Genomic DNA, 22260 nt, shown 5'->3' on the forward strand with positions numbered 1-22260 from the left:
CTGAAGCTAATTTCTGCTTTACATAAGATGGAGCAAAATGCCAAATGTTTTTCCCATTACCTGAGGGCGATAACAAAGAAGAAAGTATTACATTTTTACTAAGTCCGATAAAATTAAAATAGATAACCTCGTGCACCTTAGTTCTTAATGTGACAAAACCAAAGCAAATTATACTTTACAAAAAGATAGCTATTGATTTTTTAATAAAAATTTGCGTCATATTATGTGTTAATTCATTTTTGAATATTGTTATTTTAGCAAATTTAAACTTAATGCATATAAAAATTCATAAAATATAGTTTTAATAACGATAAAAAAAGTATCGATATTTTTTATTGCGGTTGTATTAATTTCTAATGGTATAATTTATTGCAATAATGTCATTATATAAATATATTTTTAATAAATAAAATATATTACAATATCTTTAATTATTTATTTTCTGTAAATTTTTTAGAATCTTATATACTAAGATATTATATTAATATTGATGGATTTTATGGAAAACAATGATGAAAATTTCAAATAATAATTTTAATGTAAATTATATGTCTTTGGATAATAAAAAAAACATTAATGATGAACAAATCACAGTAATTAACTCAGATGAAAATAAAATTAATACTGATAGTCTTTATTCCTTTAAAAATCAAGCTGTTTTTAAGGAAAGAGTAGTTAGGGATGTATTTCCTACTGAAGCTACTGAAGCTACTGAAGCGACAGAATCCAATGAACTAAATTTTCAATCAGATGCTTTACTTAATTTACTTAAACGTATAAAAGAGAATATTATTGAATTAATTAATATAAATGATACCGCTGAATACTTAAAATTAAAAAAAGAAATTTTTTCTCTCCAGTTAAAAATAACCAATGATAAAAAATTGAGTTCAGCAATAAAAAATGCAAGAGAAGTTTATCAATCCCTGAGAAAAGATATATATAGCCATGAGCTTACTAATTTGCTTTATCGTAAAATTTTATTTTTAGCCGAAAAATCTTCATTTATAAATTACATTTATGAATTAGGGTTTCAAATCAATAAATTACATATAGCTGATATAATAGAAAAAATAGAAAAAATGGAGGAAACTATTGCTGAACTCAGTGAGATAAATAAATATGCCTCTTTAGAAGAGTTTAACAAACATAAGGAAAGTTTAATTCATGATATAGGGGATATTCTTTTAGCAACAAATCTGACGCATGAATTTGTAAAAGATCATTTTTTTGATCTTGTAAAACAGACCATCGATCAAAAACTGTCTGATATAAATCCTATACCTATAGGCTTTCAATTGCATAATATTTTGCAAGAGGCACTCAATGATGAACTTAAAAATACCGATGCTAAAGATGAAAAAAAAGTATTAGAATTCATCTATAAATCAAATGCTATTAATAATTTATTTAGTATAAAATATAATTTTAATAATAAGTTGAATTCTTTGTATGATATTCTTAAAGTTTTTGCGTTATCAAAAATTAATGATGTTTATGAAACAGATAAACATGTTTTTGGGGATCTATCAATTGAAGATATCATCAATACAGAAATCATTTATAGTTATACTACGAATAACCAAACTCACTATTCAACTTTTACTATTTTTGATTATCTTGTTCGTCATGTGATAGGAAAAGATTCTCCTTTAATAACAAGAAGCAATATTAATATAACGTTCCCTAATAAATTTAGTTCCCAATTGATAAAGTATTTAGACGAAGAAGCGTTACAAATAAAAAAAGAGCTTGATTTGGTAAAAAATATTGATTTATTAAAAGAAAAAAAAGATAAATTACAAGAAAAAATGCCCAATCTGGAAACTTATTTAAAAACATATTTAGCAAAAATAAGTAGAGAGCATAATGTTAGCCATACTAGCTTAAATGACCTAGTTGAATGTCGCTATATAGCTACTTCATTTAATCCTGAATTGAATGCTGCTATCAATAATTATCACCCACCGGTTGAAAAATTATATACTGTACGTGATATTTTGCTAGGTAAAGAGCGAAAATGGTTATCTGAAAATACCAATTATAAATTAGATGAAGTATTAAGCGTTTTATATCCTACTCAATATACAACAGAACTTATTAGTAAAATAAATTCTGCTGATATTCAAAATAGTTATATTGCTGAAATGGAAGAAGTTAAAAAAAGTAAGGAGATAAAAGAGCTGTTTAATGACTTTAGAATCCAATTATTAACTACCTATGGTAAAAAGGACGTTTCATACTATTTAGTGGAAGATAGTCCGGGTTTGTTAATTTTTTCTGATAAAGATGGCGGACCTGTTACTGGCATTGATGAAAACGTTAACAGCATTGACCCGGACCACACACCTATTGCCGTGATATCGATTTTTACCGGTGAATGTCTTCATTATCCCTCATTCCGTGATTTTAAACGCGCGATTACTGCAAGTGAAAAATTAAAATTATGGATAACGGCACATTTCACTAATTACAGTGAAATTAATCCTTCTCAACTTAAATTAAAAAGAAAAAATAAGGATTATTCATTTCTATTTGAGGATATTATCAATTTTAATATAAAAAAAGCCGATGTATTAGTTAGATCCCATAAAGAAGCCTCGCTGTTTGAATTATTTGAGCGACTTAAGCATATAACATTTCCTTATACTTTTTTTACATTTTTAATGGGTAATATTCCTGGGATTGTCTATGGTAGTGTTTTATCAGCCACGCCTTCATTTTTACAAGCGTCGATTAGTGATACAGAAGCTGAATATAAAAATTATTTAAAAGAAGGAGTAATCAATATTATAGCGGAAACTCTTGGCGTAGTAGTTCCAGAGGCTATTATTCATGTAGCTAAAGGAACGTCAAAAGGAATTAATCTTTATGCAAAATACAAATTTAACCAAAAAATTCTTCAGATTGATAAAGATGCTATCCAACAGTTAGCTAATGATTTTCATCATAGTCAAAATAATTTAAGACTTGGCGTAAGGTCTATTAAAAATGAAAATCAATATTTACTGGAAATTAAACCTGCCTTCAAGCCAAATAATTTAACAAATGATATACCCGCGACTGAATATCTAACTGAACTTCAATTCAATTCTTCTACTGCTCAAATAATTAATAATCCTACTGCGGAGGATAATGTTTTAATGAGTGCGGTAGCCCTATTTATGCGTCAGCATGGTATGGTTGATATTAAATATCGAGGAATATATATTTGGCAGAATGTGAAAGATGAAACCCCAATAACGCATTTTGCTGTGGTTGGCAAAAAACAGGATAAAAATTATATTTTTGATTTAACAGCCGAACGTTTTAAAAATATTAGTAATTCAAATTTAGATGGCCCACTTATTTTAGAAGAATCCGTATGGAAAAATAGATATCGGCAAGCTTTTGCTGATAGTGTTGTTAGATATAATGATTTTGTCAACGAGGAAATAGCGGAAGGCTCATTCAAAAAATATTTAAATTTAGAGATTGCTGAAGCTATTAAAAATTCTACAGCATTAACAACGCCAGCCTGGTACACGGAACAACTTACAGGACAAAAGAATTTTATAGACAAATTTAATAGCTTAATTAACAACAATTCAATTCACAATATAATACATGAAATGTATTGGTATAATAATTTACCCAAAGATAATATCAACTATATAGCTGAGGTTTTATATCAGGCTAATATGTTATTAAATAAAGAAAATAAGAAAAAATTAGTAGAAGCATTATCAAAAATATTACAAAATGAAAATATTAAAAATAGCAAAAGCTTGTGGTTGCAAGCACTAGATAATTACCGTCAAATTAATAGTATGGATCAATTATTACTCGTTAAGCCAGGAGAAATTATATTTTTTAATAACCAAGAAGAAAAGCTTGTTTCGATGTTGGTTAGTTTGGGCAATGGCTTATTTTCTAGTCTAGAAAATAATAAATTATGCCCTTATGTTAAAAATAACAATGGTATTATTATGGCAGAACAAATTGGCCTATTTGTTCAAGGTCAGTTAGAGCAATATACTACGCCAGTAACAAAACTAAATGCCTATGTGGGTCAAGCGAAAGGCTCACAGATACAACACAACTCACTTAATGAAGTGGTTGAAAAATCTTTAAAAGAAGAATTCGTTGAATTACCAGAATATATGGCAGAAACTTTAAAGGAAGCTAACGTATTATCTGATGAACAGGCGTTAATTTTTTATGAAGATTTGAAGTTACTTCGCACTAATAACAACAAATCAAAAAGTGTGAGAAGCTTACTAGCAGATGTAAAACCAATAAACAGTGCTACGCAATTATCTTCTTTGCCAACGGGTCGTTTGGTGGTTTTCTATGACTTGGATTATGAATTAAAAAGTATGATGATAAGTTTAGGTGACGGCAAATTTGTTATTAGCAATGGAGCTAGTATAGGCATGCCCACAGAAAAGTATAATGATATTATTTCAGCTTCTCAATTTGATAAAATTGTTAATGGCAAACTTCATAACACAAATGTTATTTCAGGCTCAGTTAATGTACAGGGAAGCCGACAAGAAACTTTACTTGGGAAAGATGCCATTTTCAATATAGAAGGAAATCGATTATTTATTAAAACACAAGGAATACCGTCTAGTGTAAATTATATGGATGGCTCCGAGCTGAGTAATGTTATTGAAGGATTAGCAATACAGTCTCTTGGTTTTAATAATTGGCAAAAAGTAGAAGTCATTGAATTACAATCTTGTTTTGGTCCATTTGGTAGCATTCCTATTGGTCAAGTGATAGCACATAAATTAAATAAAAAAGTAATAATACATCCATTTTCAGCAGAAAAAGGTTTTGGAGTAACAAATCAACCATTAGCACCGATGTCTAAAATATATGAAGCCGGGGTTTATCTTAGTGAGGATGATTTAAAGCTTGCTAGTGAGCAGAGTTATCTGAATACCTTATTTTGGCAGCAATTATTGTTTTTATTTGAAAACACAAATAAATTGCTCGATATAGCAGAAAATATTGAACATGCGTTGGAAGATAAAGTAACCCTCTTAATACTGGACTTAGTCAAATTAATTTCCAAAAAAATAACTATCGATAAATTTTTACAGTTTCATCCAGAATATTATGCATATAATGGTGAATTAGGTAAATATTTATTCCCTAAAATCGATAGGCTATTAAAGATAAAAAAAGTTACTAATGCTGATGAATTTGCTGAACTTATGATTGAATTTCTTTCTTTAAGTAATAATTCTTATACTTTGTTGGATAAGTTTATGGGAATAAACATTGAAGCAGTAAAATTATTAAATCAACGTTCAATCGAGGGTGATTTCAAAAAATAATTGAAATACTCAGTTTCAATGACTGTACTAGGATGTGGTGCCCGGAGGCGGAATCGAACCACCGACACGAGGATTTTCAATCCTCTGCTCTACCGACTGAGCTATCCGGGCAACAGGGCGTATTAAACCTGATTATAATATTTTCGTCAATTAAAATTATTGCAATAAACTTTCTTATGCTTGTTTTTTCAACAATTTAAGTAGTGCTATATAAAAATTGTTCTAAGCTTTTTCGCCAAGTAGAAATGGTACCCTTTTTATCAGGGTACCAATTTAACTAAATAAAAAGGTAATTAACGGTAATTTTTCTGCGCATTATTTACTTTAATCAAATAATTACGTGATTGAGCTGCCGGATGTTTAGTCACTAATGTTTGGTAAACGTCACCCGGTGGCATTTGATTAATAATTTGGGCTGCCAGCTTTTTATCGTTATGGAACACTCTTAAAACACTGCCAGCTCCACCGTTATAGGCGGTGATGATCGCATAGCGACGCGAGGTAGCATTGGTAATTTCACCTAGATAAGTGTTTTGTAACAGTGATAAATAGGCGGTCCCTAGATCAATATTATTGGCCGGATCAAATAAATAACTGCGACTTGGTATGCCCGATTTTCCTTGGGCACGAAAAACGTCTCTACCTGCGGTGTTTGGCATAATCTGCATTAAACCTAAGGCATCAGAGCGACTCACTGCATAAGGATTAAAACTAGATTCTATTTGCATAATTGCCAGAATCAACGATTCATCAACGTCATATTTTGCCGCTGCCTGTCGGATATACGGTAAATACTTATGAGCACGTTTATCCAGGTGATTTGGCACTAATTGGATGGTAATTGACCAGATGACGTGCAGGCCTGACTGACGTCGCTGTAATTTATTTTCTAATAAATAGTCGGCGAATTTTGTTGCTCGCCATTCCCAACGGATCGGTTGATTTGTGTGATCAAGTACTTGTCCATACAAAAACGGCTCTTTACTGATAGCGATATTATTAATATCAGAGTAGAGATCAATGGAACCTGGATCATCTCCCATCAATAAGGTGGTCATGATTGCCTTTTTTAAGTATTCCTTCGGCTCTACGCCCGCAATCGTTTCAATTGTAATGCGGCCGCTATCAAAATTAATATGGCTACGGGTTTGGTATTGATCAGTATATTTGACGTAATCTTTTGGTCCCGCAATCAGGACTTCGTGAATGCCCCAAATATTCTCAATATTATGAGCAAATTGCTGAACTAAAATATCAAATCCATTGGTATCTTTGACGTATTCGGGATGAAATGAGATTTCTTTTTTACTGGAACAAGCCAGCAAAAGTTGGGCAATGAAGAGAGGGAGCAGCAGCTTTTTCATATCACATATCATTCACAGTTTGTCAGATAAAAAGCCATCAGAATGGTCAAGATTCTGATGGGTTAAGCATTATTTTTCGGGTGGAGTATAGCCTTCGATATGAATGTCTTGCCCCTCAAACAAAAATTTTACCATCTCTTGCTCTAGTAATTTTCTGTCTTCAGGATTCATCGTGCTAAGCTTTTTTTCATTGATCAGCATAGTTTGTTTACTCATCCATTGTCCCCAGGCTTCTTTAGATATTTGATTAAAAATCCGTTTACCTATTTCACCAGGATAAAGCTGAAAATCTAAACCTTCCGCTTCACGTTGTAAAAAAGTACAAAAAATAGTTCTACTCATTAAGTGATCCTCAGAATGGCAAAGTTAATTTTTAAATTGTTTCAGTAAGTTTTCAACCGGTGCTGCTAAGCCTATTTTTATATCTTGCTGTAAGTTATACCAAAGTCCTTTCGTTTCATCCATGCAAGCGGAAAATTGATTAATAGTGACATAAATAGGGATAACATCTAAATGAAAATGGCTAAAAGTATGACGAAATGTAATGAGTTGTTCTATTTTGTCATATACAACACCTGAATTATCAAGCCACTCATTTAGTGCATTAAGCGTATCAAATTGTGGAAAAATAAATAAGCCTCCCCAAATACCAGAAGGAGGGCGTTTTTCTAACCAAATTGAATTTTCATGTTGTAGAATCAAAAACCAGCCACTTTTGGCAGGAATTTGTTGTTTAGGTTTTTTTGTAGGAAAATTTTGCCAGCTATGGTTTATAAAAGCATGGCACCCTTTTTGTAACGGACAAAGCTCGCATTTAGGTTTACTACGACTACAGATCATAGCACCGAGATCCATCATCGCCTGATTAAAATATTGGGCATCATTAGCAGGAGTTAACCGGGCACTGATAGCCCACAGTTGGTTTTCAACTTCTTTTTTACCGGGCCAACCTCCAATTCCATAATAACGCGTAAGCACGCGTTTTACGTTACCATCCAGGATCGGGAAATGTTGATTTTGTGATAACGATAAAATAGCGCCAGCGGTAGAGCGTCCGATGCCCGGCAGTGAAATAACATGTTCGAATTTATTAGGAAAATGGCCATCATAGTTTGCCACAATTTGTTGAGCTGCTTTATGTAAATTGCGAGCTCTGGCATAGTAGCCGAGGCCAGTCCATAGATGCAATATTTCATCTTGCGAAGCATTTGCTAAAGAGGTGATGTCAGGGAAATGGTTAATAAATTTCTCAAAATAGGGGATCACGGTAGCAACTTGTGTTTGCTGCAACATGACTTCAGATAACCAGACGTGATAGGGTGATTTTTCTTGTTGCCAGGGAAGCGTTTTGCGCCCATAACGATGATACCAGTTAAGTACAGAATGAGAAAATTGCAGTGTATCCATATAAAAAGTCTTTACTCTAAACAGTTTTTATAAAAAGTAGGTTTTGATATGAGCAGTGGTATCATTGATAGCCGTTTTGTTGTTAGGAATATATATTTTTACTTTTTAATCAGATATTAGCTTTGATAAGGCTTTTTATTCCGTCAATAAAATAATGCTTTTTTATCAGCCATTTTCATATTCAACTACTCGTAATATAATTGTCACTATTATGAATAGTATTAATTGGTAAAAATAATCTCAATACTTATGATGAAAAATGTTATTACTCCAGAAGTTAATGAAGAAGGCAAAGTTATACGTCGCGTTCGTAGCTTTGTCCGCCGTCAGGGACGATTAACTCCTCGTCAGGAAAATGCGCTGCAAATGTTATGGCCTAAGATGGGAGTAGATTTTACCGGCCAACCGCTATCGTTTGATTCACTATTTGGTAATAATGCTCCGGTGATCCTGGAAATTGGTTTTGGTATGGGAGCATCATTAGTTACCATGGCAGAACAAAATCCGGCCAAAAATTTTTTGGGCATTGAAGTCCATGCTCCGGGAATTGGTGCCTGTTTGGCTGCAGCCGAACAGGCTAATCTGAGTAATTTACGCGTTATGTGTCATGACGCAATTGAAGTATTGGAGAAAATGTTGCCAGATGATTCGTTAAATATGGTGCAACTTTTTTTCCCGGATCCCTGGCATAAAGTAAGGCATAATAAGCGACGAATTGTGCAGCGACCTTTTGCTGAGCTTGTTTTACATAAATTGAAATTAGGTGGAATATTTCATATGGCGACCGACTGGCAGCCTTATGCCGAGCATATGTTAAATGTAATGCATGACATCAGTGATTATCGAAATTTGTCAGCAGCAGGCGATTATGTTGAGCGACCCACTTCGCGACCGATGACTAAATTTGAAAAGCGTGGCCAACAGTTAGGCCATGGGGTATTTGATCTTATGTTTGAGAGGATAAAATAATGTCTAAGCAGCGTAGCCGCCGTTTACGTAAAAAACTACATATAGACGAATTTCAGGAGGTTGGTTTCTCAGTAAATTGGTCTTTTGCCGCTAAAACACCAGTTGATAAGATTGATAATATGGTTGATACCTTTATTATAGAGCTTATTCAGCCTAATGGTTTAGCGATGGACGCCAGTGGTTATTTAGATTGGGAAGGATTAATCTGTATGGAAAAAACTGGCAAATGTACAGAAGAGCATCGTAAATTAGTTGAAGAATGGTTAAAAAACCAAGGTATGAAGAAGGTGGTTACTTCTGAATTATTTGATATTTGGTGGGATTAATCTGTTTTAAATATTATTAGACAGATTATTGTTACTAAGTATTTTTGGCATCTTTAATTTGTCTAACATAAGAATAAGGGATTCTTTAATCTACATATAACGATTGCTTTTTTGATGTAAATAAGTTTATTAATAAAATTTTGTACTATAAAAGTTTATTTTTAAAGATAATCGCTTATTATTTTTTAGTTGATATTAATTAAAGAAAAAATAAATAGAATATTTAACAAATTTAAAATTATTTTTTATATTTTTAAATTGCAAATAATTAATTAGAAAATTGATAAGTGTTACGCTATATTGTTTTTTGATTTCTCATAATAAATAATGATAAAATTAAATTTATATTAACTCATTGAATAAAAAACTATTCTAATATTTCTATTTTAAGTAATAAATATTGTCTTTATTACAAGAATATATTTTTAATAATTTTAAATCATCAAAATGGTTGTATGCCATTCTACCTACTATACATGTATAAAAATATTAATATTTTTTTCAAATAGTTAACTATAGCCTGCTTATAATATTAGCTAAAATAAGTATTAACTTAGCATTCAATTGATTATTTATTTTATGTGGTATTCATTAAATTGATTAATTAATTTTACTGATGCTTAATATTGGGTGGTTATATATTACATTATAAGTTAAAATTTTATTATGTTTTTTATATTATAGTTAATGTTGAATGTTTTTTTGTCATTAACTTAACTAAGTGATATTTTACAGTATAATAAACACTTGATAATTATGAGTTTTGAAATTAATTAAATTTTTTAATCATCAATTGGGTAAATTTTAAGCATAAAGAGAAAGTAGATAAAAATTAACCTAATAAATAGATTATATTTTTATCATGGTAATTTATAGGAAATAAAAATAATATCGGATAGTATTAAGACATGAAAACTTTAAACACAACGCTTTCTAATACATTACTCATAGATATTTTACAGCAAGTTCGTGCTCTGATTGGACAAGGAAAAGTAGCAAATTATATCCCAGCGTTAGCAGAAGTAGCGAATCACCATTTGGCTATGGCTGTTTGTACTATTGAAGGAGAAATATTCTCGGCCGGTGATGCATATGAGCGTTTTTCTATTCAGTCAATTTCAAAAGTCCTTGGCCTTACCTTAGCCATGACCCGTTACCGGGAAGATGAAATTTGGTGTCGTGTTGGCAAGGAACCGTCAGGATTACCTTTTAATTCATTGGTACAGTTAGAAATGGAAAAGGGCATACCGCGGAATCCTTTTATTAATGCAGGGGCTATTATTATCACAGATATGTTGCAGTTTCGATTTAGCACACCCAAGCAACGAATGCTGGAATTTGTCCGTTCACTTACCGGTCAATCGGATATTGGTTACGATAACCAAGTGGCGCGCTCGGAAATGGAGCATGCGAGCCGCAATGCAGCAATTGCCTATTTAATGAAATCTTTTGGTAATTTTAAGAGTGATGTTTTAGCAGTATTAGAAACTTATTTTCATTATTGTTCGTTAAGCATGAATTGTGTGGAATTGGCCCAATGTTTTAATTATTTAGCTAATAATGGAAGATTATTAAATAATGATCAGATCATCACACCAATCCAAGCCCGACAAATTAACGCCCTTATGATGACTTGTGGTATGTATGATGGTTCTGGTGAATTTGCTTTTCGTATTGGTATGCCGGGTAAATCAGGTGTTGGTGGTGGCATCATTTGTGTTGTGCCTAATGCTTTTACCGTAGCGGTATGGTCACCTGAATTGAATAAATCAGGGAACTCTTTGGCAGGTTGCGCTGCCTTAGAATTATTATCCCAACGGATAGGTCGCTCTGTTTTTTAGTATATGGCAATATAAAGCAGCGGGTTACAGGAGAAGATATGTTACGTATTTTACTAATTGTTTGTACATTACTGATGGCAACTTTTGCTGTGGCTGAAGGGCATCAATGTTCTACAAAGCTTAAAGATGACATTATTATTACCAAACAGCATATCCAGGTGAAAGGTGCCAGTGGTAATTTACAGATAACACCTGATGGTGGCGTTAGATTGAATGATAAAGTAATACCATTAACCGCAAAGCAGAGACTACAAGCTATTGATTATCAAACAGAGGTGCGTAAGGAGTTGCCGTGGATAAGACAGAATACAGAGCAGAAATTAGCTGAAGCTAAGCAAATACTCGATAAGCTGGTTGTTCGGGTGATGGGACAAGACAGTCAAGTGAGGAATCGCTTAAATGTGCTAAAACAGAATTTGAATAAGCAGATAGATAAGGTTATCGAACAACGTGCTGATAGTCTGATCTTTCATCATCAGAGGTTAAAAACGCTTGAAGCTGATAGCCGTATTTTACTCAATGAAAGTTTAGGTGGAATATTGCAAGATAGTATTAATGAAATGGGACGTAGACAATTATTAACCGGTAATGATGCAAATCAGTCGCTACAAAATTTGCTCGGTGGGTTAAGCGGATTACAGCAGGATTTAGAATTAGAATGGAAAAAACAGGAAGATAATTTTCGCCAGTTTGGTCAACAGGTTTGTCGAAAAATTGCCCATATGGAGCAGCTTCGTATTGATCTATTAAATAAGTTGAAATAGTTTTTTAAGCTCTCATCTATTTCAACCATACAATTTAACCCCGTCATGATTAAATTGAGGGCTTAATTTAATCGCAATTTATTTTAATCAATAAAATTTAATCTGATTATTACCTGTTATTGTTGCAGGTATTAGTCAGGTTAAATTTTCTGACATTTTTCTTGCTAGATTTCAGTGAAGTTTTTAATGAGAAAAAATTAAAAATCTACAAGCTTGTTCATTACTCCATGAAATATTAACTATTTGATAAAAATCAGGCTATACCCTGATATCTCTATTCTATTAAATGAAATAATTTATTAAATATAATAACACTTATCGTTAAATAGACTGTTTTTGTTAGTGGCTAATGTCAATAAAAAAGACAGTACTAAGTATGAAACTTAATTGATAAGCCTGTTATAGGAAATAAATGACTAAAAAAGTTTGGCTTTGATAGGAGCACAATTCATGTCTACCATATTAAACCTAGGTCATAATCACAATTATAACTTTAATGAAAGTCGCCTTAATCGTGTTATGAATGCAGAAACTTTGGCTGAAGCACAATATATGGGATTATGGGATCGGATTAAAGATTTTTTTCAAGGTGGTGTGAAGCGGCAAGCAATAGAGGCATTGTTTGATCAAATTAATCAACCAGCACGCCATGATGCATCACCGAATAAACAACTAGAGAAATTTGAACGATTGATTGATTTAGCCAAATCAGAACAACAAACAAAGTTTACTGTTGAGGTTAATCCACCTAATCAAGCTAGAGAATGGAGTTTTCAATTCAAGATTGGCCAACACAATATATATCAATCCAATATGATCCCTGATCAGGCAGAAACCTCCTATGATAGTTTTTGCTCAGTTAAAACAGAGATGGAACATCGTCAATTTATAAGACAAAATGCCGAGTTATTAGAACAGGTTAACGGTTTTTTTCAAGATGAAATGAAGCCACAGGTATTAGAGAAATTATTTCAAATTTATCATCCATCATCGGATGATATTGCACTAAATGACCGATTACAGAAATTTGAACAGTTGCGTCAGTTAGCCAAACCTGAACACCAAAAAGATTTTACCATTGACGCTGATCCACCTAATAAATATGGTAAATGGGATTATCGATTACAGATCGCAGCACATAATGTATATCAAGCCAATAAGATAGTTGATAGTGCAACCACCTCTTATGGTGCTTTTTGTGCAGCTATGACAGGTATGGCGTTTCGCCAATATATATCTGATAACCCTGATATTTTTGGTATTGGTAATGCGAATACTGATGATCATATTAGAGTAAGTATCCAATGTATGAGTGATGATGAAATAATACGCGAGCAGCTTGGAAAAAACTTAGACAACCCTAAGTATGGCCATGAAAATTTTTGTACAATCGAAGAAGGTGCTGATTCAGCAAAATTTATTGCTCACTTCAAAGAGGGGAGTTTAGAATTTTCTAATAGAGACAATTTACACGGTGAATTTAGGGGAGCTCTTTTAAAAAACGCATTGCAAAGTGGTAATTATCGCAATTTGAGAGAATTGTGTGTACAAGGTAATAATCGTACAGGACAAAATACCATGCTACTGTATGCGGTACCTCCTCATCTGGATATTTTTATTCAACTGCTGACTAAGGGTAATTCCATTGAGTGGCGGGATGGCATGTATGATCCCATTAAGTTTCTAATTGAAAATAAAAGTCCTCTAATTAGCAAGGAAACTGTACAAGCACTCCATAAACAGGTTATTGGTGATACGACATTAGGTAAATTATTTGGTATCACTCAACCTGATATTAATGATACTGATGGTAAGCGTAGGAATACTATAGTAGATAAGAGAGTATAATTGCTCAGATAAGTAGAATAATATGCCGTCGTTTACATCCCATTTTATATGGGATGTAAACGACTTTACAGAAATAGCGTTAACAAGGAGTTAAGAAATAATTTACCCTGCTCGGTGATCTGCCAGTGCGATTTTGTTTCTGTGATATAACCTTGCTTCAATGCGTTATCAAGTTGTTGGCGAATGACATTTTCGGCTAAACCTGTGTAATCAATAAAATCCTGTCTTGCTACCGCCTCAAGCAAGCGAAAGCGATTCATAAAGAATTCAAAAGGTCTCTCTGATTGGTTTATCTCTTGTTGTTGATAGAGATAGTGACCCGTCATATAGCCTCGGGGATGTTTTGTTTTCATCGTTCGCAAAATACGACCATCGGCAAAAGAAATTTTCCCATGTGCTCCACAGCCAATACCTAGATAATCGCCAAAGCGCCAATAATTTAAATTGTGCTGACACTGATAGCCAGGCTTAGCATAACCAGATATTTCATATTGTTGATATCCGGCTTTATTAAGTAGCTGATGTCCTTGAGAGAAAATCTCCCATAGTGCATCATCATTAGGCAGTATCGGTGGGCAAGAGCCAAAATGGGTATTAGGCTCAATCGTTAATTGATACCAAGAAATATGGGGCGGAGATAAGTCAATTGCTTGGCGTAGATCAGAAAGGGCTTGTTCAAGAGTCTGATCAGGTAAGCCATGCATTAGATCAAGATTAAAACTACGTAAATTTAATGCTGCTGCCAGAGAAGCGGCTTGGATGGCTTCTTCGGGACCATGTATTCTGCCTAGTTTAGTGAGTTTATCGGCAGCAAAACTTTGTACGCCAATCGAAATCCGATTAATGCCAGCTTGTTGATATTGGCTAAAACGATCCGCCTCAACGCTGCCAGGATTTGCCTCCATGGTGATTTCAGCATCTGAAGCTAACGATAATCTTTGCCGTATACCATCAAGTAAAGATTGCATCGCGTTAGCGTCGAGTAGACTTGGCGTACCTCCACCAATAAAGATACTATTAACTTGGCGACCATTTATTAATGCCAGGTCAGCCTGGAGATCGGTTAGAAGATGTGTGACATATTCTTGTTGGGGTAGCTCACCTTTTAGTGCATGTGAATTAAAATCACAATAAGGACATTTTTGCACACACCAAGGGATATGAACATACAGACTCAATGGCGGTAATTTAAGCATTAGTTAAAGATCCTAATAACATCCTTAATGCTTGCCCACGATGAGATAGTGCATTTTTTTGTGCTTTGGTTAATTGAGCTGCGGTAAGTTTTAATTTGGTGTCATAAAAAATCGGATCATAACCAAAACCGTTGCTACCTTTGGGTTCATGGGTTAGCACACCTTGCCATATACCGTGACATATAATCGGTGTTGGATCGGCAAAATGGCGGAGATAAACCAGTACACAATTGAATTGAGCTTGGCGTTGGTTATCCGGGATATCTTTCATGACGGATAATAGTTTATGCAAATTTTCTTCGTCCGAAGCATTTTCACCCGCAAAGCGAGCTGAATAGATACCAGGCGCCCCATTTAGCGCATTAACCGAAAGGCCTGAATCATCGGCAATGGCCGCTAAACCAGAGACTTTTGCCGCGTTACGTGCTTTTAATATCGCATTTTCAATAAAAGTTAACCCAGTTTCCTCAATCGCCCTGATAGCTAACTCAGTTTGAGCAATAATATTTAAGTTACACTCTTTTAATAGTTCAGAAAATTCACATACCTTGCCGGCATTACCCGTTGCTAATACCACTTTTTGCATGAAGTCTGTTCACCTTTTCATCAAATAGCCAACTGAAAAAGTATGCTGGTAATAGTCGGATCAATAAATAGCAGGATATCCAAACGTAGATAATTTAAAGCTATCAAGATCAGCATCACTATCATGGCAGAGAAATCCAATCCACCCATAGCAGGAATGATTCGACGAATAGGTGACATCAAAGGTTCGGTTAATTGCATAAGCATGTAATCAATAGGATTGCGGCCTTGGCTTATCCAACTAAGAATAGCTCGAATCAAGATTAGCCAAAAAACTAACTTGCCAGCATAGGTTAATAATTGGATAAAGCTAATAGGTAGTAGCGTTATACTGATTAAAGCGAGCGTATTAGTTGCCCACATGACAAAAAGAATATTGGCTACGGTAAGAATATAGGCGACTAATAAAGTTGCTGTATCAATCGCACCGACGGCAGGAATCAAGCGACGCAATGGTCCTACTATCGGTTGAGTAACTTTGACCACAAATTGGGAAAATGGATTGTAGAAATCTGCTCTGACCCACTGCATCCAAACGCGTAGCAATAAAATAATAATGTATAGTTGAATAATAGTTGGTACGATAAAAGTTAAAAATTGCATTTAATTATCCTGAAAGATCAAAATTGTTTTTCCATTTCTTCAGCGCGACGGATTGCCGCACGCATGGCGTTGGTAACAATTTGAGGTAAATTAGCTTGATAAAACTGTTCTAAGGCTTTAGCTGTAGTCCCGCCCTTAGAGGTTACTTGTTCTCTTAGTGCCGCGAAAGAAAGATCTGATTTGCTTGCCGCCAGGGCAGAAGAGCCTTGGGCGGTATATAAAACCAGCTCTCTTGCTGTTTTACTATCATAACCAAGTCGTTCAGCCTCCTGTTGCATTGACTCCATAAATAGAAAAAAGTAAGCGGGTGCACTACCAGTGACGGCAATAATATCATTAATTGTCGCTTCGTTAGTCAGCCAGAAAACTTTACCAACACTTGCCATTAGTTCTGTGGCAAAGGTTTTATCATCCTCTGATACACAATCCATGGCATACAATCCACTAACACCTTGGCCAACCAATGATGGTGTGTTTGGCATAACACGCACCAAATTTATGTTAGGCGCAAGATATTGTTGGTAACGTTTGACCGGAATTCCTGCGGCAATTGTTAAAACCAGTTTATTGGTAAAATTAACCTGTTCTTTTAGTGGTTGACAAACAGTTTCCATAATCTGAGGCTTAACAGCAAGAATAATAACATCTGCATGTTTGCTTGCATCACTGTTATCACTTTTTCCGTTTATACCATATTTTTTTACCAGTAGATCACGATTTGTAGCCGTGGGGGAACATGCTGTAATGTAATTTGCTGGATAGCCAGCTGAAATTAATCCTGTAATAATCGCATGAGCCATATTCCCAGCTCCGATAAAGGTAATTTTTCGCTGTTGCATTATATAGCTCCTTTTACTGATCGCCTCGATTTGCAAATTAATTCGTTATCGGGAACCAAAAATAGCTGTGCCAATTCTGACTAATGTTGAACCACAAGCAATTGCAATATCGAGATCAGCGCTCATACCCATGGAAAGTGTATCAATATCTGGATATTGTTTTTTTAACTGGTTGAATAAATTTTCCATACTGCGAAAAATTGACATCTGTTGGCTCAATTCATTATTTGGTGCTGGAATTGCCATTAAACCACGTAATTTTAAATTTGGTAGCAAGACAATTTCAGCCGCTAATTTATCTAATTCTTCTGGCGCAATACCTGATTTACTTATTTCATCACTGATATTAATTTGGATCAGTACGTTTAATGGTGTCTTATTTGCCGGACGCTGATTATTTAATCGTTGTGCTATTTTTAATCTATCAATGGTATGACACCAATCAAAATTCTCAGCTATCAATCGGCTTTTATTGGATTGTAGCGCGCCAATAAAGTGCCATATTAAATCCTGTTTATGACTAAAATAGGCGATTTTTTCTATCCCTTCTTGCAGATAATTTTCGCCAAACTGGTATTGCCCCGCATCGATAGCTTCTTGAATTGCATCACATGATTTAGTTTTACTGACGGCAAGCAGTGTAATATCTTCTGGCGATCGATGATATTTATTGGCCGCTTGTATAATGCGATTTTTGACATTAACCAGATTTTGTTGGATTTTTTTCATAAAATTCAGATGCTAAATAAAAAGTAAAAAAGGATAAAAGTATAATTTCATTGTCGCGGCCATAAGTAACAGTTTATTATAATTATGCTGACTAAGCATGTTGTTCAAACCAACTTTCTAAAATAATGACAGCAGAAATGGAATCAATTTTGCTTTTATTTAAAGCCCGATAACCACCCTGATTAAATAGTTGTGCTCGCGCTTCTATCGTTGTTAGACGTTCGTCGTGTAATGTAACTTGGATACCAAAGCGCCCATGAAGGCGATTAGCAAATTTACGAGCTTGATTGCTTATTGGTTGCTCTGTTCCGTCCATATTGAGAGGGAGTCCAACTATAGCCAGTTCAGGTTGCCATTCTTGTAATATTTTTTCAATTTCTAACCAATTGGGTTTACCATCTTTGGCTTTTAATGCTGTTAAAGGACGGGCAGTTGTTGTAATTTCCTGCCCGATGGCGATGCCAATACTCAGAGTACCGAAATCAAAGGCGATAATTGTTCTATTTGCCATTATGCATGACCTGCTTGATTTGAAATATTAAAAATATCAATTCCAATCAAAGCAGCGGCTTCACGCCAGCGTTCGGTAATAGGTGTGTGAAAAATGATATTGCTATCAGCTTTGGCGGTTAGCCAATTATTTTCCATCATCTCTTTTTCCAGTTGCCCTTGTTCCCAGCTTGAATATCCTAAGGCGATAAGTGTTTTTTCTGGTTGCTTGGTCGTGCCTAAAGTTTCGAGAATATCTTTTGACGTTGTGATCATAATTTCATCAGAAAGCTTTAAGGTAGAATGAAAGCCATTTTGTGGCGAATGTAGAATAAAACCATGCGCCTCTGCGATCGGGCCACCAGAAAAAACCGGTTGGCTTAATTCAGTTATATGATCGTATTCTGTTGTTTTGATGTTTAAATTTTTCAATATACTATTGATTGAAATTTGTTCAATTGGTCTATTGATAACTAAACCCATAGCACCTTTTTCATTATGTTCACAGATATAAACCACCGACTTTTGAAAAAACGGATCTAATAATGTTGGCATGGCGATGAGAAAGTGGTTTTGTAAATTCATATTATTAAACTTATTTTCCTGAATTATCAATAAAATATACCCGAATTAAGCGATAAAAAATAATTAATCAAACACACTAGGTTGTATAAATTCTATCGAGGGTTGACTGTACGATATTCGTATTTTATAACAGTAGAAAACATTTATAGTATCTTTTTTATTATTCAGTTAACCACAATGTTAAGTATTCGTTAATTTTTTGTTTTTGCAGTTAGCCGTTTTTCTATTGCATCAAATAACATACCAGTAATTGATATATCCGAAAATGCGGCTTCAATTTCACGTATACAGGTAGGGCTGGTGACATTAATTTCGGTTAAGCGATCACCAATAATATCTAAGCCAACAAAAATTAATCCTTTTTCTTTTAATATAGGTGCGACCGTTCTAGCAATTTTCCAATCACTTCCTGTCAATGGTCTTGCTTCACCATATCCTCCGGCAGCTAGATTTCCTCTCGTTTCGCCTTGAGCTGGAATACGGGCTAAGCAATAAGGAACCGGCTCACCATCGACAACCAACACCCGTTTATCACCTTCTTTGATAGCAGGTAAGTAATCTTGCGCCATACAGAAACGTTGGCCATGTTGGGTTAATGTTTCGATAATGACGCTGACATTAGGATCATCTTTTGTTAGCCGGAAAATAGACGCGCCACCCATTCCATCCAGCGGTTTAAAGATGACATCACCATATTTTTGATGAAATTCACGCAGTTTTTTATTATTTCGGGTTACTAATGTATCAGGCGTTAACTTAGCAAACCAGGCAGTAAATAGTTTTTCGTTACAATCCCGTAGGCTTTGAGGTTTATTGACAATTAAACTACCTGCTTGTTCTGCCCTCTCAAGAATATAAGTGGTGTAAATATATTCAGTATCAAAGGGAGGATCCTTTCGCATTAAAATCACATCAAAATTTTTCAGCGCAATATCTTGCCCCGCGCCAAATTCATACCATTGCGTCGTATCTTGTTGGATATTGATCAGTTGCTTAGTATGCCCGTATGCTTCGCCTTGTAATAAATAGAGATCGCCCATTTCCATATAGTGAATTTCATATCCACGGCATTGTGCTTCCAATAGCATAGCGAAACTACTATCTTTTTTAATTTTTATGGTTGAAATGGGATCCATCACAATACCTAATTTGATCATTTTGTCTCCTTAACCAAGATCGCCGAAACGAACTTGTAATGCTGTGATTGCAGTTAACGCAGTGGTTTCTGTTCTTAATATCCGAGGTCCAAGTAGGATATTAGTAAATTGGTAATTAGTTGTCATTATGATTTCATCCGGTGAAAGTCCACCTTCTGGGCCAATGAGTAAACGGATTTTATTAACAGATGCAGGCAGTGTATTAATACTTGATTGAGCTTTAGGATGAAGATTAATTTTTAATGCATCATCTTTTTCCATGCACCAAGCTTCAACAGGCATTACTGGACGAATTAAGGGGATTTTGTTACGTCCACATTGTTCGCAAGCAGAAATAGCAATACTCTGCCATTGTTGTTGCTTTTTACTAAGTCGCACAGGATCCAATTTAACATTACAGCGTTCAGAAAGAAGTGGAGTAATGATATTAACACCAAGTTCTACTGATTTTTGAATAGTGAATTCCATTTTTTCCCCGCGGGAAATGACTTGTCCTAGGTGGAGATCTAAAGGGGATTCTCTGTTTGCAATTGTCGCCAGCCCGAGCTGGACTTTAACTGACTTTTTATTAGCCTCAAGTATTTTCCCCACGAAAATAGAATTACTACCATCAAATAACTCAATATTTTGTCCTACACTCATGCGTAGAACTCGACTAATGTGGTTAGTAGCATTATCGCTTAATCGTATTATTGTGCCTGATTCTAATGGTTCAGGATGATAGATCCGAGGAATGCGCATAGCCATGCTTCCTTATAAACTCAATGCTAGCAAAATATTGTGCCTATAATAGAGATGGGAAAATAAACTAGCAAGTTGTCTGGCTAGCTATTGTTTTTCCCTTTTTATTTTGCGTACTAATTCGCAAAAATTCGCTCACAACCAGATTATTGTTAATATTTATTGTAGAACTGTTATATAGCATTGCTTTTTTATTTATAGATATTGGAAAAGGATGCTGAGTGACTAATGAGAATTTTTCAAAAAGGAATTTGAAGATGGCAACATGGCTCACTACTTTTTCGTATTGGTCGCTGATACAAGCGTTTATTATAACGATTATTTTATTACCATTAAGCCACTTATTAATTAATTTTTTACCCCTTTATCTATTTAATTATAGATTAAAGGACTCACTGAGTAGATATCTCCTTTTTATCACTCTTTTTATTCCTTTCAGTATCATTTTTTTGCTGATCTCAGACTTTAACCATATGGTGATTTTACTTTTTTTCGTCTGGTTCAGCGTATTACTTGCTTTTATTGATCATCACACAGGCTATTTGCCAGATTTATTAGTCTACCCATTACTTGTATTAGCGTTGCTTTTTCATGCTATGCAATCTAATGAGCAGTTGTTATTAGCTATTTATGGTGCCTTAATTGGTTATTTAATATTTTGGTTTATTTATGGTTTTTTTAAATTAGCTATCAAGCGTCGAGGATTAGCGCAAGGAGATATTAAACTGGTTGCGGCTTATGGCGCTTGGTTAGGCATATATATTTTACCTTATTTGATGTTATTATCTGCTTGCCTGGGCATACTTAATTATGTTTTTTTATGGATCAAAATACGATATAAACCAGATAAAATTGCTTTTGGACCAGCATTTACCAGCGCAGGTATTAGTCTAATGTTGATTAAATATTTTAAAGAAGATTGGATGATAAAAATTATTCTTTAACAGGTTAGCATGCCGCTATTTGGGGCTATAGGGTAATATCTGTTAAACTAGACTGGTATTTTTAATGAAAAAAGACTTCATTAATTTTATGTACTTTTAACTCACTAGATAAAATATGAGGAAAGTTCAAATGAAAAAAGCAAGTTTGCTGTTATCTTTTCTTTTCTGTTGTTCATTTTCAATTATGGCATCTGTGCCAAATGGTGTTACGGTATTTGCCTCTCAAAAAGAAGCCGGTAGTATTTCTACACCGAAGAAATCTTATTATACAAAAACATTTGATGTAATGGTTGCCAATTTATCTGAAAAGGAGCTTGATCTATCTAAATATTGTTTCAAGGCCTTTTTAGGTTCACGAGAATTTAAAGTGGATACCATTGATGAGAACTTACATAATAAAGTGCTAAAAAATAATGAAAATGCAAAAGGTATGATTGTATTTGCTTCTATTAATCGTGATATTACTAAAGCAGCAATGGTTAAATTAACTGATAAATGTAAATAATCTCTAAACGCAGCTTAATTTTATAATAAGAAGCTGCGTTA

The 22260-nt window shown here is 34.2% G+C and carries 20 protein-coding genes and 1 tRNA gene; 8 read left to right on the forward strand and 13 right to left on the reverse strand.

Annotated elements, in window-relative coordinates:
- Positions 1-512: 512 nt before the first annotated feature.
- Positions 513-5327 (forward strand): hypothetical protein, encoded by a 4815-nt coding sequence (locus QE177_RS03610; protein WP_280551372.1) that lies wholly within the window; start codon positions 513-515, stop codon positions 5325-5327.
- 35 nt (positions 5328-5362) lie between these two features.
- Here QE177_RS03610 and QE177_RS03615 read toward each other — a convergent pair.
- The 4 genes from QE177_RS03615 to mutY form a co-directional block, all read right to left on the reverse strand.
- A tRNA-Phe gene (locus tag QE177_RS03615) sits at positions 5363-5438 on the reverse strand.
- Between the two features lie 182 nt (positions 5439-5620).
- Positions 5621-6691, reverse strand: a complete 1071-nt coding sequence (mltC, locus tag QE177_RS03620) for a membrane-bound lytic murein transglycosylase MltC (protein WP_280551373.1) — start codon at positions 6689-6691, stop codon at positions 5621-5623.
- A gap of 69 nt (positions 6692-6760) precedes the next feature.
- Positions 6761-7033 carry an oxidative damage protection protein gene (locus tag QE177_RS03625; protein WP_225506985.1) on the reverse strand — a complete coding sequence of 91 codons (273 nt, stop codon included), beginning with the start codon at positions 7031-7033 and terminating at the stop codon, positions 6761-6763.
- A gap of 24 nt (positions 7034-7057) precedes the next feature.
- Positions 7058-8098: an A/G-specific adenine glycosylase gene (gene mutY, locus QE177_RS03630; RefSeq protein ID WP_280551374.1), complete on the reverse strand. Its 1041-nt coding sequence runs from the start codon at positions 8096-8098 to the stop codon at positions 7058-7060.
- Positions 8099-8347: 249 nt separating this feature from the next.
- Between mutY and trmB the strand changes: the two genes are divergently transcribed.
- From trmB to QE177_RS03655, 5 genes are all read left to right on the forward strand, one after another.
- Entirely contained in the window at positions 8348-9067 is a 720-nt protein-coding gene (gene trmB, locus QE177_RS03635) for a tRNA (guanosine(46)-N7)-methyltransferase TrmB (RefSeq protein ID WP_280552204.1), read from the forward strand.
- Entirely contained in the window at positions 9067-9393 is a 327-nt protein-coding gene (locus QE177_RS03640; RefSeq protein ID WP_280551375.1) for a YggL family protein, read from the forward strand. Before trmB ends, QE177_RS03640 begins: the two co-directional genes overlap by 1 nt.
- A gap of 908 nt (positions 9394-10301) precedes the next feature.
- Positions 10302-11234, forward strand: a complete 933-nt coding sequence (gene glsB, locus QE177_RS03645) for a glutaminase B (RefSeq protein WP_280551376.1) — start codon at positions 10302-10304, stop codon at positions 11232-11234.
- A gap of 38 nt (positions 11235-11272) precedes the next feature.
- Positions 11273-11998, forward strand: a complete 726-nt coding sequence (locus QE177_RS03650) for a DUF2884 family protein (protein WP_280551377.1) — start codon at positions 11273-11275, stop codon at positions 11996-11998.
- Between the two features lie 450 nt (positions 11999-12448).
- Positions 12449-13846, forward strand: a complete 1398-nt coding sequence (locus QE177_RS03655) for a hypothetical protein (RefSeq protein WP_280551378.1) — start codon at positions 12449-12451, stop codon at positions 13844-13846.
- 65 nt (positions 13847-13911) lie between these two features.
- Here the strand turns inward: QE177_RS03655 and hemW are convergent, their stop codons facing one another.
- The 9 genes from hemW to rsmE form a co-directional block, all read right to left on the reverse strand.
- Positions 13912-15042 carry a radical SAM family heme chaperone HemW gene (hemW, locus tag QE177_RS03660; RefSeq protein WP_280551379.1) on the reverse strand — a complete coding sequence of 377 codons (1131 nt, stop codon included), beginning with the start codon at positions 15040-15042 and terminating at the stop codon, positions 13912-13914.
- Complete coding sequence (rdgB, locus tag QE177_RS03665) at positions 15035-15628, reverse strand: RdgB/HAM1 family non-canonical purine NTP pyrophosphatase (RefSeq protein WP_026823041.1); 594 nt, start codon at positions 15626-15628, stop codon at positions 15035-15037. Before rdgB ends, hemW begins: the two co-directional genes overlap by 8 nt.
- A gap of 20 nt (positions 15629-15648) precedes the next feature.
- On the reverse strand, positions 15649-16230 hold the full coding sequence (locus tag QE177_RS03670) for a YggT family protein (RefSeq protein WP_280551380.1): 582 nt from the start codon (positions 16228-16230) through the stop codon (positions 15649-15651).
- Positions 16231-16247: 17 nt separating this feature from the next.
- Positions 16248-17069: a pyrroline-5-carboxylate reductase gene (proC, locus tag QE177_RS03675; protein WP_280551381.1), complete on the reverse strand. Its 822-nt coding sequence runs from the start codon at positions 17067-17069 to the stop codon at positions 16248-16250.
- A gap of 45 nt (positions 17070-17114) precedes the next feature.
- Positions 17115-17798, reverse strand: a complete 684-nt coding sequence (locus tag QE177_RS03680; protein ID WP_280551382.1) for a YggS family pyridoxal phosphate-dependent enzyme — start codon at positions 17796-17798, stop codon at positions 17115-17117.
- 91 nt (positions 17799-17889) lie between these two features.
- Positions 17890-18309, reverse strand: a complete 420-nt coding sequence (ruvX, locus tag QE177_RS03685; RefSeq protein ID WP_280551383.1) for a Holliday junction resolvase RuvX — start codon at positions 18307-18309, stop codon at positions 17890-17892.
- The gene (locus QE177_RS03690) at positions 18309-18872 is read right to left on the reverse strand and encodes a YqgE/AlgH family protein (RefSeq protein ID WP_280551384.1); all 564 of its coding nucleotides are present in this window, start codon (positions 18870-18872) and stop codon (positions 18309-18311) included. The genes ruvX and QE177_RS03690 overlap by 1 nt, the downstream gene beginning before the upstream one ends.
- A gap of 191 nt (positions 18873-19063) precedes the next feature.
- Complete coding sequence (gene gshB, locus QE177_RS03695; RefSeq protein ID WP_280551385.1) at positions 19064-20029, reverse strand: glutathione synthase; 966 nt, start codon at positions 20027-20029, stop codon at positions 19064-19066.
- Between the two features lie 9 nt (positions 20030-20038).
- Complete coding sequence (rsmE, locus tag QE177_RS03700; RefSeq protein WP_280551386.1) at positions 20039-20770, reverse strand: 16S rRNA (uracil(1498)-N(3))-methyltransferase; 732 nt, start codon at positions 20768-20770, stop codon at positions 20039-20041.
- Positions 20771-21027: 257 nt separating this feature from the next.
- Between rsmE and QE177_RS03705 the strand changes: the two genes are divergently transcribed.
- On the forward strand, positions 21028-21714 hold the full coding sequence (locus QE177_RS03705) for an A24 family peptidase (protein ID WP_280551387.1): 687 nt from the start codon (positions 21028-21030) through the stop codon (positions 21712-21714).
- Between the two features lie 130 nt (positions 21715-21844).
- Positions 21845-22219 carry a DUF4354 family protein gene (locus QE177_RS03710; RefSeq protein WP_280551388.1) on the forward strand — a complete coding sequence of 125 codons (375 nt, stop codon included), beginning with the start codon at positions 21845-21847 and terminating at the stop codon, positions 22217-22219.
- Positions 22220-22260 lie beyond the last annotated feature (41 nt).

Source organism: Arsenophonus sp. aPb (assembly GCF_029873475.1).
Classification (GTDB): domain Bacteria; phylum Pseudomonadota; class Gammaproteobacteria; order Enterobacterales; family Enterobacteriaceae; genus Arsenophonus.